The following is a 15,161-nucleotide window of genomic DNA, read 5'->3' as shown; positions in this document are numbered from 1 at the left end:
ATGGACCGCGATGCCGACGACCAACGACGATGCCCCTGCGCCCCGCGCCCGTAGACCGCTCGGGCGCGGGGCGGCCGCGGGTCCGGTGGGACCGGAGGCGCCTGCGGCCCCGGACGAGTCCGTGGTGCGGGAGGCGGCGGGTGTGCCGGGCACGCCCGAGGTGTCCGAGCCCGAGGTGTCCGATGGGCCTCGGGTTCCGGACGGGCCCGAGGTGTTGGACGAGCCCGTGGCGCCGGAAGAGCCCGAGGCGCCGGAAGAGCCCGAGGCGCCCGCGGCGGACGAGGCGGACGAGGCGGACGAGGCGCCGGAGGTTTTCGACGCGTCACGGGCAGCTGCCCCCGAGGATGCCTCCGCTGCCGACCCCGATCCCGGCCCCGATACCGACACCGATACCGATCCCGCCGGGACGCCACCGGGGACCGGCGACGGCAGGTTCACCCTGCGGCTGGAGAACTTCGAGGGACCCTTCGATCTCCTCCTGCAATTGATCTCCAAGCACAAGCTGGACGTCACCGAGGTCGCGCTGTCGAAGGTGACCGACGAGTTCATGGCGCACATCCGGGCCATGGGGCCGGACTGGGATCTGGACCAGACCACGGAGTTCCTGGTCGTCGCGGCGACGCTGCTGGATCTCAAGGCGGCCCGGCTGCTGCCCGCGGCCGAAGTGGAGGACGAGGCGGATCTCGCGCTCCTGGAGGCCCGTGATCTGCTCTTCGCCCGGCTGCTGCAGTACCGCGCCTACAAGCGGATCGCGGACATCTTCAGCGGCCGGCTGGCGGACGAGGCCCGGCGCTATCCCCGTACGGTCGGGCTGGAGCCGTACCTTGCCGAGCTGCTGCCCGAGGTGGTCATCAGCACGGGGGCGGAGGGCTTCGCCAAGCTCGCGGTGAAGGCGATGCAGCCCAAGGCCCGGCCGCAGGTCTATGTCGACCACATCCATGCGCCGCTGGTGAGCGTGCGGGAGCAGGCCGAGGTCTTGATGGCCCGGCTGCGGGAGGCGGGCGAGGCCGACTTCCAGGAGCTGTGCGCGGACGCACCGGACACCCTCACCGTCGTGGCGCGCTTCCTGGCCCTGCTGGAGCTCTACCGGGAGCGGGTGGTGGTCCTGGAGCAGGAGGAGGCCCTGGGGGCGCTGAGCGTCCGCTGGACGGGCGCGGAGGGCGCCGAGCCGGTGGTCACGGACGAGTTCGACCAGGAACCGGGGCAGCGCGCCGCCGAGGCGGAGCAGGGAGTGCACACAGCGGAGGAGCGGGAATGAGCGGCGTGGCCGGCGACGGGGCGTACGACATCACGGAGACCGGCGCGGACGGCGTCCCGGGGGAGCGGCCGGAGGCACCGGCCGGGGCGCTGGGCGTCGCCGAGCTGGCGCTCAAGCCCGCGCTGGAGGCGGTCCTCATGGTCGTCGACGAGCCGGCGACCGAGGAACACCTGGCCAGGGTGTTGCAGCGGCCCCGCCGCGCGGTCGCGCTGGCGCTGCGCGAGCTGTCCGACGACTACGCCCGCCAGGGGCGCGGCTTCGATCTGCGCCTGGTCGCCGGGGGCTGGCGGTTCTACTCCCGTGCCGAGTACGCGGATGCGGTGGAGAGCTTCGTCCTGGACGGGCAGCAGGCCCGGCTCACCCAGGCCGCATTGGAGACTCTGGCCGTGGTCGCGTACCGTCAGCCGGTCAGCCGTTCCCGGGTCTCGGCCGTACGCGGCGTGAACTGTGACGGTGTGATGCGCACGCTCCTCCAGCGCGGACTGGTGGAGGAGGCGGGGACGGAACCTGAAACAGGTGCGATCCTGTACAGGACGACGAATTACTTTCTGGAGCGAATGGGCCTGCGCGGCCTGGACGAGCTCCCGGAGCTCGCACCGTTCCTCCCGGAGGCGGAGGCGGTCGAGGGCGACTCCCCGGAAGGTATCCCGTCGTTCGACGTAGACGACAGCGGCGACTCTCAGACGGATCATTGATGCGAAGCAGCGGCAGGAACAACAGGGACAGCGGCCGGGGCGACCACCGCGGCGCCGGTGGGGGCACCCCGCGGCCGAAGGCCGGGGGGAAGAGGGACGACGCGCAGCGCGCGGGCCGTCCCCGTCCCGAGGAGCGCCGCTACGACGTGGGCGGATCCGGTGGTCCCGGGGGCTCCTCGGACCGCAAGGACGAGCGCGGCGGCGGCGCCAAGAGCGGCGGCGGTGCCAAGAGCGGCGGCGGTGCCAAGAGCGGCGGCGGTGCCAAGAGCGGCGGCAGCCGGGGCGCGGCGGCCCGTGGCGGCGCCAAGGGCGGCCCGCGTACGGGCGCTGCCTCCAAGGGGTCCGGCCCCGGTGCCAAGGGCGGCCCGCAGCGCGGCCGCGGCCAGGCGCCCGCACGGCCCCGTGAGTACGACGCCCAGGTGGAGGAGCGCAATCGCGCCCGCCACAACAAGCCGCAGATCAAGACGCCCAAGACGTTCGGCGACCAGGAGGGCGAGCGGCTGCAGAAGGTGCTGGCCAGGGCCGGTATGGGCTCGCGGCGGGCCTGCGAGGAGCTGATCGACCAGGCGCGCGTCGAGGTCAACGGCCAGGTCGTCATGGAGCAGGGCGTCCGGGTCGACCCGGAGAAGGACGAGATCAAGGTCGACGGCCTGACGGTCGCCACCCAGTCGTACCTCTTCTTCGCGCTGAACAAGCCGGCCGGTGTGGTCTCCACGATGGAGGACCCCGACGGCCGCCAGTGCCTGGGCGACTACGTCACCAACCGCGAGACGCGGCTGTTCCACGTGGGCCGGCTGGACACCGAGACCGAGGGCATCATCCTGCTCACCAACCACGGTGAGCTGGCGCACCGCCTGACGCACCCGCGCTACGGCGTGAAGAAGACCTACCTGGCCGCGATCCAGGGCCCCCTCCCGCGCGACCTGGGCAAGCAGCTCAAGGACGGCATCCAGCTGGAGGACGGCTACGCCCGCGCCGACCACTTCCGGGTGGTGGAGAACACCGGCAAGAACTACCTCGTCGAGGTCACGCTCCACGAGGGCCGTAAGCACATCGTGCGCCGGATGCTCGCGGAGGCCGGATTCCCCGTCGAGCGGCTCGTCCGCACGAGCTTCGGCCCGATCCCGCTGGGCGACCAGAAGTCGGGCTGGCTGCGCCGGATGACCAACACCGAGGTCGGCATGCTGATGCGTGAGGTCGAGCTCTAGGAGTCCAAGGGTCTCCGCGGGGCCGCACGGCAGGGAAATGGCTTGCGGCGCCGCCCCACCACCCCTTAATGTCACAGTGACATTAAGGGGTGGTTTTTTTCATGGTGTCCAAGGGGTCCGCCGCTACCGGCTCGCTGATCGGGCTGGCGCTCGGTGACGCGCTCGGCTTTCCCACCGAGTTCAACGATGTGCCCTCGATCCTGGCCAAGTGCGGTCCGTGGCGGCGGATGCCGCTGCCCGATCCCGCGTTCGTCACCGACGACACCCAGATGACGCTGGCGCTGGGCCGCGGACTGCGCACGGTCCTGGGCCGCGGTCCGCTCACCGCGCAGGCCCTCGTGGGACCCGTGCGCGAGGAGTACGTCACCTGGTGGCGCTCGCCCGACAACAACCGGGCGCCGGGCGGCACTTGCCTGCGGGCCTGCCAACTGCTCAGCGACCGCGACCGGCCCTGGGCCGAGGCCGCCCAGATGGGGTCGAAGGGCTGCGGCGCCAATATGCGGGTCGCGCCGATCGGGCTCGTCCCGGGGCTGAGCCCGCAGCAGCGCTCCGGTGCCGCACAGCTCCAGTCCGCGCTGACCCATGGGCACCCCACCGCGCTCGCCGCCGCCGATCTGACCGCCTACGCCGTACGCGCCCTCGCCGACGGCGCACCGCCCGCCGAACTGCCCGGCCTGCTGCGCGCATACGCCCAGGACCACCGCACCGTCTACCGGGAGGCCTGGCTCGGCGACCTGTGGCGGCGGAGCCAGGACGCCTCGAAGACGGCCTTCAGCGCGCGCGGCTGGGACGACTGCCTCGGCGTCCTGGACCGGCTGGACGCGGCGCTCGGTGCCCGGGACCCGGAGGCCGACCCCTGCCTGGCCACCGGCGCCGGCTGGATCGCCGAAGAGGCGCTGGCCACCGGCCTGCTGTGCTTCCTGCTCTTCCCCGACGAGCCGCTCACCGCGCTGCGCCGGGCCGCCTGCACCTCCGGCGACTCCGACTCGATCGCCTGCCTCACCGGTGCGTTCGCCGGCGCCCACCTCGGGGCCGGCGCCTGGCCCGAGGAGTGGGCCGCCCGTATCGAGTACCGCGACGAGCTGCTGGCACTGGGGGAGGCCTGGGATGCGTGAGAACCCGACAGCCGTCGGCAGGGCGGCCGTCCTCCGGGAGGCCGGGCTGCCCGCCGTCGACCTGGGCGCCGTGGTCGCGGAACAGGACGATCCGCTGGTCTTCGCGACGGTCTCCGGCGCGCATCTGTACGGCTTCCCGTCCCGGGACTCCGACGTCGATCTGCGCGGCGCCCACCTCCTGCCGGCCGCCGATCTCCTCGGGCTGCACGAGCCCGAGGAGACCCGGACCCGGATGTGGCACCAGGGCCGCACCGAGCTGGATCTGGTCTCGCACGACCTGCGCAAATTCGCCCGGCTGCTGCTGCGGCGCAACGGCTACGTGCTGGAGCAGCTGCTCTCGCCCCTGGTCGTGCACACCACTCCCGTGCACGACGAGCTGATCGCGCTGGTACCGGACCTGCTCACCGCCCACCACGCCCACCACTACCGGGGCTTCGCCACGACCCAGTGGCGGCTGTTCGGGAAGACCGGCGAGCTGAAGCCGCTGCTGTACACGCTGCGGGTGCTGCTCACCGGCATCCACCTCATGGACAGCGGCCGGGTGCAGCCCCATCTGCCCACGCTGGCCGGCGAGTTGGCCGCGCCCGCCTACATACCGGAGCTGATCGCGGCCAAGGAGGAGGCCGAACACGGCGCGGCCGGTGAGGTGGTGGACCCGGCGCGGCTGCGTACGGACATCGAGGCGCTGCACGCCCGGCTGGACGCCGCCCAGGACGCCACCGCCCTGCCGGACGCCCCCGGCGCCCGCGAGGCGCTGCACGACCTCATCGTCCGGGCCAGGACGGCGGGCGCCTCAGCCGAGCGCTGAGGCCTTCCGGGCCCGGAACAGGAAGTCGGCCACCCGTCCGCGGTCCGGCTCGGCCGGCAACGGCGAGCCGGACACCGCGGCCTCGGCCTCCTCGGACAGCCTCGCCATCCGGCGCTCCACCCGGTCCCAGGCCACCTCACCGCGCCTGACCGCCAGCAGCTCCTCCCGGTCCTGGCCGACGTCCAGCGTGAGCACGCCGGTCCGGAGCAGATCGCGGGACGAGGCCAGCAGCCTCAGCAGATGCATGGCGTGCTTCCAGCGGGGCGCGCCGTGCTGCCGTACGTCGGCGCGCAGCTGCTTGAGCTGACCCCCGGCGTAGCCCGTGAAGGTGCGGTGGGCCTGCCGGGACAGGAAGGCGTCGCGCAGCGCGAGCAGCTCGTGGCCGGTGGCGTCGATCCGCTCCACCAAGGGGGAGTGCAGACACTCCAGGATGGTGGGGTTGGCGCGCAGCGCCAGATGGCAGAACCGTTCCAGCTCCCAGGAGAACTCCTCCTCGCGCGGTCCCTCCACATGGGTCGGCGGCTTCTCGAAGCCCCAGAAGAGCGGGGTGGGTGCGAGATACACCCCGCGCCGGTCGGTGTCACTGGACTCCGTGGCCAGACCGAAGGCGCGCGAGCCCATCACACATGCGTAGACGGTGTGCTCGGCGACCAGGGTGTGAGCTGCGGCGGCTGCGGACATGGCGGCGATTGTCGCTGGTGGGATGGCGAATGTCACCAGGTTTCGGGGGCGGAATGCTCCCCTCCGGAAGCCTGGTCACTATCGGTGGGCGGCCGGTCGCGGGGCGCACGGACCGCCGCCCCCGCCCTGCGGCCGTCTCGCCGGCCGGCCGCCGCGTACGGATTGTCCGTGCGGCTGGTTACGCTGATCAGTGCGCGCACAGGGGCGTGGAGCGGCACAGAACGCAGGGGAGCAGTGACGTGGCGGTACGAGCGGTCCGCGGGGCCGTCCAGCTGGAGCGGGACGACGCGGGACACATGCAGGAGCAGGTCGGCGAGCTGCTCACCGCCATCCTGGAGCGCAACGACCTCCGCGCGGACGACCTGATCAGTGTGTGGTTCACCGCCACCCCCGATCTGCACAGCGACTTCCCGGCCGCCGCCGTGCGCGCCCTGGGCATCACGGACGTCCCGCTGATCTGCGCCCAGGAGCTGGACATCACCGGCGCCATGGAGCGCGTGGTGCGGGTGCTCGCCCATGTCGAGACCGGGCTGTCCAAGGCCGGGATCGCCCATGTCTACCTCGGCGCGGCCGGGGCGCTGCGAAAGGACATCGCGCAGTGAGGACCGCACTCGTCATCGGAACGGGCCTGATCGGCACCTCGGCGGCGCTGGCGCTCCATGCGCGCGGCGTCCAGGTGTTCCTGGAGGACCACGACCAGGCGCAGGCCCTGACGGCCGCCGCGCTCGGTGCGGGCACCGCCGAGGCGCCCCCGGGACCGGTCGATCTGGCCATCGTGGCCGTGCCGCCGGCCCATGTCGCGGCGGCGCTGGCCGACGCCATCCGGCGCGGGGTGGCCCGCGCCTACATCGACGTCGCCAGCGTCAAGGGCGGCCCGCGCCGCGAGCTGGAGGCGAGGGGCTGCGAGCTCTCCGGCTACCTCGGCACGCATCCGATGGCCGGCAAGGAGCGCTCCGGCCCGCTGGCCGCCACCGCCGACCTCTTCGAGGGCCGGCCCTGGGTGCTCACCCCGACCCGCGACGGTGACACCGAGGTGCTCAACCTCGCCCTGGAGCTGATCGCCCTGTGCCGGGCCGTCCCGGTGGTGATGGACGCGGACGCCCACGACCGCGCCGTCGCCCTCGTCTCGCACACCCCGCAGCTGGTCTCCAGCCTCGTGGCCGCCCGCCTCAAGGGCGCCGACGAGACCGCCGTACGGCTCTGCGGCCAGGGCATCCGGGATGTGACCCGGATCGCGGCCTCCGATCCGGGGATGTGGATCGATATCCTCTCCGCCAATCCCGGCCCGGTCGCCGATGTGCTGGGCGAGCTCGCCGCCGACCTGGACGAGACCGTACGGTCCCTGCGCGCCCTGCAGTCCGCCGACGAGGAGAAGCGCGGCGGCGGCGCCGGCGGCATCGAGGACGTGCTCCGCCGCGGCAACGCCGGCCGGGAACGGGTGCCCGGCAAGCACGGCGCCGCCCCGGCCACGTACGAGATCGTCGCCGTCTACATCGGCGACCAGCCCGGCGAGCTGGCCCGGATCTTCGCCGACGCAGGCCGGGCCGGGGTCAATATCGAGGACGTCCGGATCGAGCACGCCACCGGCCAGCAGGCCGGCTTCATCCAGCTCATGGTCGAGCCACAGGCCGTTCCGGTGCTGACCGCGGAGCTGCGGGAGCGGGGCTGGTCCATCCGGCCATGACACCGTGGACGGCGCCGTGCGGGTGAGCCAGTAACCTTGTCCGAGGCCCTTATGGCCCTTGGACCCCCGCCCCGTGTACAAGAAAGGTGTTCGTCACCGTGGAAACCGCCGCTCGGACCGCCCCGGCAGCAGTGATTGTCGCCATCGACGGCCCCGCAGGCACGGGCAAGTCCAGCACGTCCAAGGCCGTCGCCGCCAAGCTGGGCCTCGGCTACCTCGACACCGGCGCCCAGTACCGCGCGATCACGTGGTGGATGCTGGCCAACGGCATCGACGTCAATGACGCGATCGCGGTGGCCGACGCCTCCGCCAAGCCCGTGATCGTCTCCGGCACCGACCCGTCCGCGCCGACCATCACGGTCGACGGCCTGGACGCCGCGGGCCCGATCCGCACCCAGGAGGTCACGGCCGCGGTCAGCGCGGTCAGCGCCGTTCCCGAGGTGCGGGCCCTGATCACCGATCTGCAGCGCAGCATCGCCGCCGAGGCGCCGAACGGCATCGTCGTCGAGGGCCGGGACATCGGCATCACCGTCCTGCCCGACGCCGACCTCAAGGTCTTCCTCACCGCCTCCCCCGAGGCGCGCGCGGCCCGCCGCAGCGGCGAGCTCAAGGGCAAGGAGGCCACCGACCTGACCGCCACCCGCGAGGCGCTGATCAAGCGGGACGCCGCCGACTCCGGCCGGAAGACCTCCCCGCTGGCCAAGGCGGACGACGCCGTCGAGGTCGATACCACCGAGCTGACGCTGGAGCAGGTCATCGAGTGCCTGGTCACCCTCATCGAGGGCGCCGGCGCCGAAAAGGCAGGGCGGGTCGCCCGGTGACCGACAGCGGCGGGGCCCCGAGCGAGGCGGGCGCCGCGGTCGGCCGGCGGATCGGCATCGGCCTGATGTACGGGCTGTGGCGGCCGCGGGTGCTGGGCGCCTGGCGGGTGCCGTCGGCCGGCCCGGTGATCCTCGCCGTCAACCACTCGCACGGCATCGACGGCCCGATGCTGATGGGCACCGCGCCGCGGCCGGTGCACTTTCTGATCAAGAAGGAAGCCTTCGTCGGCCCGCTGGACCCGTTCCTGCGGGGCATCGGGCAGCTGAAGGTGGACCGCAACACCGCCGACCGCAAGGCGATCACCGACGCCCTCGGGGTGCTGGACCAGGGCGGCGTGCTGGGGATCTTCCCGGAAGGCACCCGCGGCGAGGGCGACTTCGCCTCCCTGCGGGCGGGCCTGGCGTACTTCGCGGTGCGCTCCGGGGCCCCGGTGGTGCCGGTGGCAGTGCTCGGCAGCACGGAGCGGCACAGTCGGCTGACGCCGGCCGTGCCGCCGCTGCGGTCCCGCGTCGATGTCGTCTTCGGTGACGCCTTCGAGGCGGGCGACGGCAGCGGGCGGCGTACCCGTAAGGCGCTCGACGAGGCGACCGTACGGATCCAGGAGCGGCTGACCGCCCACCTGGCGGGGGCCAGGCGCCTGACCGGGCGCTGACCCACACTTGAGTAGTGGGCCGCGGACGAGCGGCCCACCGATCACGATGATGAACGAGGAACGGACTTCATGAACGACCAGATCCCTACCGGCGACGAGCACGGTGCGCTTGGCGACGCCGAGTACGCGGAGTTCATGGAGCTCGCCGCGGAGGAGGGCTTCGACCTCGAGGAGGTCGGGGGTGACATCGCCGCGGCCGGCCACGGCCCGCTGCCCGTCCTCGCCGTCATCGGCCGCCCCAACGTCGGCAAGTCGACCCTGGTGAACCGCATCATCGGCCGCCGTGAAGCGGTCGTCGAGGACAAGCCGGGCGTCACCCGCGACCGCGTCACCTACGAGGCCGACTGGAACGGCCGCCGCTTCAAGGTCGTCGACACCGGCGGCTGGGAGCAGGACGTCCTCGGCATCGACGCCTCCGTGGCGCTGCAGGCCGAGTTCGCCATCGATGCCGCCGACGCGGTCGTCTTCGTCGTCGACGCCAAGGTCGGCGCGACCGACACCGACGAAGCCGTCGTCAAGCTGCTGCGCCGCGCCGGCAAGCCGGTGGTCCTGGTCGCCAACAAGGTCGACGGCCCGTCGGGTGAGGCCGACGCCGCCATGCTGTGGTCGCTGGGCCTCGGCGAGCCGCACCCGGTCTCCGCGCTGCACGGCCGGGGCACCGGCGACATGCTCGACGCCGCCCTCGACGCGCTGCCCGAGGCGCCCGCGCAGACCTTCGGCACCGCCCTCGGCGGCCCCCGCCGGATCGCGCTGATCGGCCGGCCGAATGTCGGCAAGTCGTCGCTGCTGAACAAGGTCGCCGGCGAGGAGCGGGTGGTCGTCAACGAGGTTGCCGGCACCACCCGCGACCCGGTCGACGAGATGATCGAACTGGGCGGCAAGACCTGGAAGTTCGTGGACACCGCCGGTATCCGTCGCCGGGTGCACCTCCAGGAAGGCGCCGACTACTACGCCTCGCTGCGGACCGCGGCGGCCGTCGAGAAGGCCGAGGTCGCGGTCGTCCTGATCGACGCGTCCGAGTCCATCAGCGTCCAGGACCAGCGCATCATCACGATGGCCGTGGAGGCCGGACGCGCCCTGGTCATCGCCTACAACAAGTGGGACACCCTCGACGAGGAGCGCCGCTTCTACCTGGAGCGGGAGATCGAGCGGGACCTCGTGCAGATCCCCTGGGCGATGCGGGTGAACGTCTCCGCGCGCACCGGCCGCCACATGGAGAAGCTGGTCCCGGCGGTCGAGACCGCGCTGGCCGGCTGGGAGACCCGTGTCCCGACCGGGCGGCTGAACGCCTTCCTCGGTGAGATCGTCGCCTCCCACCCGCACCCGATCCGCGGCGGCAAGCAGCCCCGCATCCTCTTCGGCACCCAGGCGGGCACCAAGCCGCCGCGCTTCGTCCTGTTCGCCTCCGGCTTCCTGGAGGCCGGCTACCGCCGCTTCGTCGAGCGGCGGCTGCGCGAGGAGTTCGGCTTCGACGGGACGCCGATCCATATCTCCGTGCGGGTGCGCGAGAAGCGCAGCAGGAAGAAGTAGCGCCGGCTCCCGGGCCGTCCGGACCGATCAGTGTCCGTGCGGCCGGGCGTCCCGCTGTGCCGGTGGCAGCGCCGCCGGGAGATGACCCCCCGGGTGGTACGACTGCCGGCTCACGACCTCCCAGTGGCCCGTGGACGCCGCCGTACGGCTCCAGTTCCCGGCATCGCGCAGCGCCTCCGAGGTCTCCGGCTCGTCCGTACGGTCCCCGGGCAGCGCCCGGAAGGAGCGGCGGTACTCGGCGTACAGCGCGTCATAGATCGGCGTGGCCGAACCATGGTCCGTGGTGCGCCTCGTCCCGTGTTCGTGGGACGGGCGCATGCCGGGGATCGGGTGGGCGTAGGGGGCGCGGGAGGAGGGGTCGTATGCGTGCACGTATGTGCCAACGACCTCGCAGGCCGCGGGATGCGGCTTTTCTGCGGAAATGGCTGATCGCGAGGGCATGACCGTCCGGGATGACGGTCCTGCTCCCGCGATCGGGTGCCGAGGGGCTGTCAGGTGCCGGCCAGCGGCATCTCGGCGGCGACCAGGGCGCCCTTGGCCGCGGCGTCCTCCAGTGCCTGGCGCATCAGGTCCTCGCGGGGCTGGTGGCCGATGGAGCCCGCGGGCGCCGCGTACATCACCACCGACTGCGCCTTGTTGGCCGCGGCGCGCCAGCCGTCGGAGACGGCCAGCGGCTGGTGGGCCTGCCACCAGGCGGCCTGCTGGCCGGCGCTGCCCGGCTGCAGGACGGCGTGCAGTTTGCCCATGGCCAGCAGCGCGGACCAGCCCGGGTTCGGGCCCGGGAGCTGGTTCATGTCCGTCACCGGGTGGAAGCCCTGCTCCAGGAGCAGCGGAAGGAAGGCGTCGTCCGGACCGGCCGAGCCGGGACGGGCGATCGGGCCGTCCGGCTCGACCACCAGGGCCGGGCGCAGGTCGCTCTCGATCAGCACCAGACCGCAGGTGATTCCGAGGGTCGCCTGGCGTGGGGCGGTGGGGAGCGGGACGGCCGGGGCGGGGTTCTGCGGGGCGGCCGTGTCCTCTCCGGTGATGGAGCGCACGGCTCCCTGGAGCTGCTCCTCCGACACCGGGACGACCTGCGAGGGGATGCAGGTGGCATGGGCGAACGCGAGCACCGCGGTCTCCTCGCCCACGAACAGGACGGTGCTGGTGCGCTCCTGCTCGCTGTCACCAGGGGTCCGGCAGGAGGTGCAGTCGTAGCTGCCGGGGGCGTCGCCACCGGCCAGCAGGCGGTCGGCTTCTTCGTCGCCGATCTCGGCGCGAACGTCGTCGCTGACGTCGAGCATGCGCGGCACGGGTGGCTCCTCGATCTCTGTGCTTCTGCCGGGTGGTCGCCGGCTCGTACAAGGACAACGGGTGACCTGCGGCAGGAGTCACGCGAGGGCGGGAACAGAATCGAACCAATCCCCGCACAGCGGAAAACCGTGGAAAGCCGCCTCAGAAGCGGTCACATAACGCCAACTCTTGCGCAGAACCTGGTGCAGTCGGCGGCGTTCCGTACACCGGACCGGGTGGGGGCGGGGCCCTGAGGGCGTGGCGCGCTGGTCAGCGGCCGACTGCTGCTTACCGTCACCGGCTATGTCGGACAACTCTTCGGCGCCTCGGCGCTTCGTGGGATCCGTCGGGCTGCTCACCGCGGCGGCTGCCGCCCTGGTGCTGTGCCTGCCCGGCGCCGCCGCCGCTGACGGGACCGGCGGCGGCCCCGGCGGCAAGACGTCGCACACCTGCGCCGGCGACCAGTGGCCGTGGGGCTGCCTGGCCGAGTGCGAGAGCAGTGGTGACTGGCACGTCAACACCGGCAACACCTTCTACGGCGGGCTGCAGTTCTGGCAGCCCACCTGGGAGGCCTTCGGTGGCCTCGACTTCGCGGAGCGGGCCGACCTGGCCTCCCGCGACGAGCAGATCAAGATCGCGAAGAGGGTGCAGGCCGCGCAGGGGTGGGGAGCCTGGCCCGAGTGTGCCCGGCGTTACGGGCTGACCGCCCCCGTCCGGACCCATACCGTCCGGCGCGGGGAGACGCTCGGCGAGATCGCCCACAAGTACCGCGTGAAGGGCGGCTGGAAGGCGCTCTACAAGGCCAACCGGAAGGTCATCGGACGCAATCCGAACCGGCTGTCGGTCGGCACCGAGCTGCGGCTTCCCCATAAGGCGTCGTCGAACTCCGGTCCGGCTCGCGACTCCTGACGGGCGGACGACCGCAGTGCGACGACCCCGCCGGGGGCCGCCCGGTCCCGATCCGCCGGAAGGCCTGGTGACACGGCGGAGGCGGAGGGGATTCGAAGCCGGGAGGTTCCATGCCCCGGCTACCGATGACCTAACTTTTGCGGAACAACTTGGCGAAAGGCCCAACCAGGAACCCCTCTTCGCGGTCCTACCGTTCAGCAGGGGATGCGTCGCGCCGTCGGGAGGGGGGCGCGACGTGTCCCACGGGGAGACCAGAACGACCGGAAGACCAGGGGACACGGGGACGGATGCACATCTCATTCCTGATTCATAATGCCTACGGCATCGGGGGAACGATCCGGACGACGTTCAACCTTGCGCGCACGCTCGCCGAGCGGCACGACGTCGAGATCGTGTCCGTACTGCGCCACCGCGACGAGCCGGTCTTCGACCTCGGCCCGCGGGTCGCGCTGCGGCATCTCGTGGACATCAGGGAGAACAGCCCCGACTACGACGGTGCCGATCCCGCACATGCCCGGCCCGCGAGGATATTTCCCGCCGCCGAGGGCCGTTTCGGCCAGTACAGCGAGCTCACCGACCGCCGGATAGCCCAGCATCTGCGCCGGACGGAGACGGACGTGGTGGTCGGCACCCGGCCCGGACTCAATGTGCACATCGCCAGGCAGGCGCGCCGCGGCCCGGTCCGGATAGGCCAGGAGCATCTCACCCTGGACACCCACAGCCGGGCGCTCAAGCTGGCACTGCGCGGCGCCTATCCGCGCCTCGACGCGGTCACCACCGTCACCGAGGCCGATGCCCGTGCCTACCGCCGGACGCTGCGGCTGCCCGGGGTGCGCGTCGAGGCGGTGCCCAACAGCGTGCCGGAGCCGGCTCTCACGCCCGCCGACGGCAGCGGCAAGTGGGTCGTCGCGGCCGGCCGGCTCGCCCGCGTCAAGCGCTATGACGTCCTCATCCGGGCCTTCGCCCAGGTCGCCGCCGAGCGTCCCGACTGGCGGCTGCGGATCTACGGCGGCGGCGCCGAGAAGGCCGCACTGCGCACCCTGATCGACGAACTCGGCCTGTACAACCATGTCTTCCTGATGGGCCCGGCCAACCCCCTGGAGCCCGAGTGGGCCAAGGGCTCGATCGCGGCGGTCTCCTCCAGCCTGGAGTCCTTCGGGATGACGATCGTCGAGGCCATGCGCTGCGGTCTGCCGGTCGTCGCCACCGACTGCCCGCACGGTCCCGGCGAGATCATCGACGACGGGGTGGACGGCAAGCTGGTGCCGGTCGGCAATCCGGAGGCGCTGGCGGGCTCGCTGCTCACGCTGATCAACGACGACGCCGCCCGCAAGCGGATGGGCGGGGCCGCGCTGGCCTCGTCGGCCCGCTTCGACCCCGCCGCGGTCGCCGGACGCTATGAGGAGCTCTTCGGCGAGCTGCTCGCCCGCGGGCGGGGCAACCGGCTGCGCGGCAGCCTGCATCGCGCCCGGGGAGCCCTGCTCAGCGGCGCATACGCCACCAAGGATGCGGCCCGCGCCGGGCTGAGAGGGGTGCGGACGGTATGACGGCGTCGAGCCAACTGACCGTGACCGGAGACGAGATGAAGGAGTCCTCTGCCATCGATCAGGAACCCATGGTTCCGGCGAGCGAGGGAACCGACGGCCCCGAGCGGCCGGAGGAGCGGGGCGACGAGGGGGAGCCGGTGGAACTGCGGGCCGACTGCATCGCGGACTCCGCGGGCGGCCTCACCTTCGACCTGAACGCCCCTCAGGACACCCCTGCCGCCTGGAGCGCGGCGCTGGTGCTGCGGCTGCGCGGCGGCGACGGTGCGGACGACGAGGTACGGCTGCCGCTCGGGCCGAACGGCGCCGGGCGCCTGCGCGCCGTGCTGCCCAGCACCGTCGCCCTGGCCGAGGGCCGCTGGAACGCCTACGCCGACCTCGGTGACGGCCGGGACCCGCGGCGCCTGCTGCCGGGCGTCAACGACCTGCGGTCGCTGGTGGACCGCAGGCCGCTGGCGGGCATCGGCCGGCTCGGTGTGCGCATTCCGTACGCGACCAAGTTCGGCAATCTCGCGCTGCGCAGCTGGCTGCGCGGCCCGCACGCCGAAGCCGGTGACATCCTTGTCGCGCCCGGCGGCATCACGGTCTCCGGCCGGCTGTACGGCGCCTCCGCGGGGGCCGGTGCCCGCGCCGAGGCCCGGGCGCGCCACCACCCCGCCGCCCCGGACGCCGAACCGGCCACCGTCACCGTCCCGCTGACCGTCGAGGGCCCGGAGTTCCGCTTCACGCTGCCCTACGAGGAGCTGGCCGGCCGGTGGGAGCACGGCAGCGAGCCGTGGGACCTGTGGCTGCGCCCCGCCGAGGGCGCCGGGCCGGTGCGTATCGCCCGCCTCCTGGACGATGTCGCCGACAAGAAGCAGGTCTTCAGCTACCCCGCGCTGCCGGTGCGCACCGATGCGGAACAGCTCAGGATCGGCCCGTATTACACGCTCGACAACGACCTGGCCGTACGGGTCGCGGGTCCTGCCGAGAGCTGACGGAGC

16 protein-coding genes are annotated in these 15,161 nt (G+C 72.7%); 13 read left to right on the top strand and 3 right to left on the bottom strand.

Annotated features, from left to right (window positions below; all coding sequences use genetic code 11):
* Positions 1-10: 10 nt before the first annotated feature.
* The 5 genes from ACWGI6_RS20585 to ACWGI6_RS20565 all read left to right on the top strand — a co-directional run bounded on the left by ACWGI6_RS20585 (position 11) and on the right by ACWGI6_RS20565 (position 5,084).
* Positions 11-1,258 carry a segregation and condensation protein A gene (locus ACWGI6_RS20585; protein WP_453268849.1) on the top strand — a complete coding sequence of 416 codons (1,248 nt, stop codon included), beginning with the start codon at positions 11-13 and terminating at the stop codon, positions 1,256-1,258.
* The gene (scpB, locus tag ACWGI6_RS20580; RefSeq protein WP_453268848.1) at positions 1,255-1,953 is read left to right on the top strand and encodes an SMC-Scp complex subunit ScpB; all 699 of its coding nucleotides are present in this window, start codon (positions 1,255-1,257) and stop codon (positions 1,951-1,953) included. Before ACWGI6_RS20585 ends, scpB begins: the two co-directional genes overlap by 4 nt.
* Positions 1,953-3,161, top strand: a complete 1,209-nt coding sequence (locus tag ACWGI6_RS20575; RefSeq protein ID WP_453268847.1) for a pseudouridine synthase — start codon at positions 1,953-1,955, stop codon at positions 3,159-3,161. The genes scpB and ACWGI6_RS20575 overlap by 1 nt, the downstream gene beginning before the upstream one ends.
* A 101-nt stretch (positions 3,162-3,262) precedes the next feature.
* A complete protein-coding gene (locus ACWGI6_RS20570) occupies positions 3,263-4,276 on the top strand; it encodes an ADP-ribosylglycohydrolase family protein (protein ID WP_453268846.1) in 1,014 nt (337 codons plus the stop codon).
* Complete coding sequence (locus ACWGI6_RS20565; protein ID WP_453268845.1) at positions 4,269-5,084, top strand: nucleotidyltransferase domain-containing protein; 816 nt, start codon at positions 4,269-4,271, stop codon at positions 5,082-5,084. The genes ACWGI6_RS20570 and ACWGI6_RS20565 overlap by 8 nt, the downstream gene beginning before the upstream one ends.
* Here the strand turns inward: ACWGI6_RS20565 and ACWGI6_RS20560 are convergent.
* Positions 5,070-5,765 carry a nucleotidyltransferase domain-containing protein gene (locus ACWGI6_RS20560; RefSeq protein WP_453268844.1) on the bottom strand — a complete coding sequence of 232 codons (696 nt, stop codon included), beginning with the start codon at positions 5,763-5,765 and terminating at the stop codon, positions 5,070-5,072. The two genes, ACWGI6_RS20565 and ACWGI6_RS20560, sit on opposite strands and share 15 nt — an antisense overlap.
* 239 nt (positions 5,766-6,004) lie before the next feature.
* Here ACWGI6_RS20560 and aroH point away from each other — a divergent pair, with 239 nt between their 5' ends.
* The 5 genes from aroH to der all read left to right on the top strand — a co-directional run bounded on the left by aroH (position 6,005) and on the right by der (position 10,453).
* On the top strand, positions 6,005-6,367 hold the full coding sequence (aroH, locus tag ACWGI6_RS20555; protein WP_393907060.1) for a chorismate mutase: 363 nt from the start codon (positions 6,005-6,007) through the stop codon (positions 6,365-6,367).
* Positions 6,364-7,449 carry a prephenate dehydrogenase gene (locus ACWGI6_RS20550; RefSeq protein WP_453268843.1) on the top strand — a complete coding sequence of 362 codons (1,086 nt, stop codon included), beginning with the start codon at positions 6,364-6,366 and terminating at the stop codon, positions 7,447-7,449. Before aroH ends, ACWGI6_RS20550 begins: the two co-directional genes overlap by 4 nt.
* 86 nt (positions 7,450-7,535) lie before the next feature.
* Positions 7,536-8,270 (top strand): (d)CMP kinase, encoded by a 735-nt coding sequence (gene cmk, locus ACWGI6_RS20545; RefSeq protein ID WP_453268842.1) that lies wholly within the window; start codon positions 7,536-7,538, stop codon positions 8,268-8,270.
* Positions 8,267-8,923 carry a lysophospholipid acyltransferase family protein gene (locus tag ACWGI6_RS20540; RefSeq protein WP_453268841.1) on the top strand — a complete coding sequence of 219 codons (657 nt, stop codon included), beginning with the start codon at positions 8,267-8,269 and terminating at the stop codon, positions 8,921-8,923. The genes cmk and ACWGI6_RS20540 overlap by 4 nt, the downstream gene beginning before the upstream one ends.
* 69 nt (positions 8,924-8,992) lie before the next feature.
* Positions 8,993-10,453, top strand: coding sequence for a ribosome biogenesis GTPase Der (gene der, locus ACWGI6_RS20535; protein WP_453268840.1), 1,461 nt, complete (start codon positions 8,993-8,995; stop codon positions 10,451-10,453).
* 27 nt (positions 10,454-10,480) lie between these two features.
* Here der and ACWGI6_RS20530 read toward each other — a convergent pair whose 3' ends face one another.
* Together ACWGI6_RS20530 and ACWGI6_RS20525 are read right to left on the bottom strand one after the other, a co-directional pair.
* Positions 10,481-10,825, bottom strand: coding sequence for a hypothetical protein (locus tag ACWGI6_RS20530; protein WP_453268839.1), 345 nt, complete (start codon positions 10,823-10,825; stop codon positions 10,481-10,483).
* Positions 10,826-10,944: 119 nt separating this feature from the next.
* Positions 10,945-11,745, bottom strand: coding sequence for a hypothetical protein (locus tag ACWGI6_RS20525; protein WP_453268838.1), 801 nt, complete (start codon positions 11,743-11,745; stop codon positions 10,945-10,947).
* 283 nt (positions 11,746-12,028) lie between these two features.
* Between ACWGI6_RS20525 and ACWGI6_RS20520 the strand changes: the two genes are divergently transcribed.
* From ACWGI6_RS20520 to ACWGI6_RS20510, 3 genes are all read left to right on the top strand, one after another.
* The gene (locus ACWGI6_RS20520; RefSeq protein ID WP_453268837.1) at positions 12,029-12,634 is read left to right on the top strand and encodes a transglycosylase family protein; all 606 of its coding nucleotides are present in this window, start codon (positions 12,029-12,031) and stop codon (positions 12,632-12,634) included.
* A gap of 287 nt (positions 12,635-12,921) precedes the next feature.
* Positions 12,922-14,181, top strand: a complete 1,260-nt coding sequence (locus ACWGI6_RS20515; protein WP_453268836.1) for a glycosyltransferase family 4 protein — start codon at positions 12,922-12,924, stop codon at positions 14,179-14,181.
* Complete coding sequence (locus ACWGI6_RS20510) at positions 14,178-15,155, top strand: hypothetical protein (RefSeq protein ID WP_453268835.1); 978 nt, start codon at positions 14,178-14,180, stop codon at positions 15,153-15,155. The genes ACWGI6_RS20515 and ACWGI6_RS20510 overlap by 4 nt, the downstream gene beginning before the upstream one ends.
* Positions 15,156-15,161 lie beyond the last annotated feature (6 nt).

This window comes from Streptomyces sp. NPDC054786, from assembly GCF_053611685.1.
The sequence above is the reverse complement of the archived record's forward strand: the minus strand, read 5'-3'. Positions and strand labels throughout refer to the sequence as shown.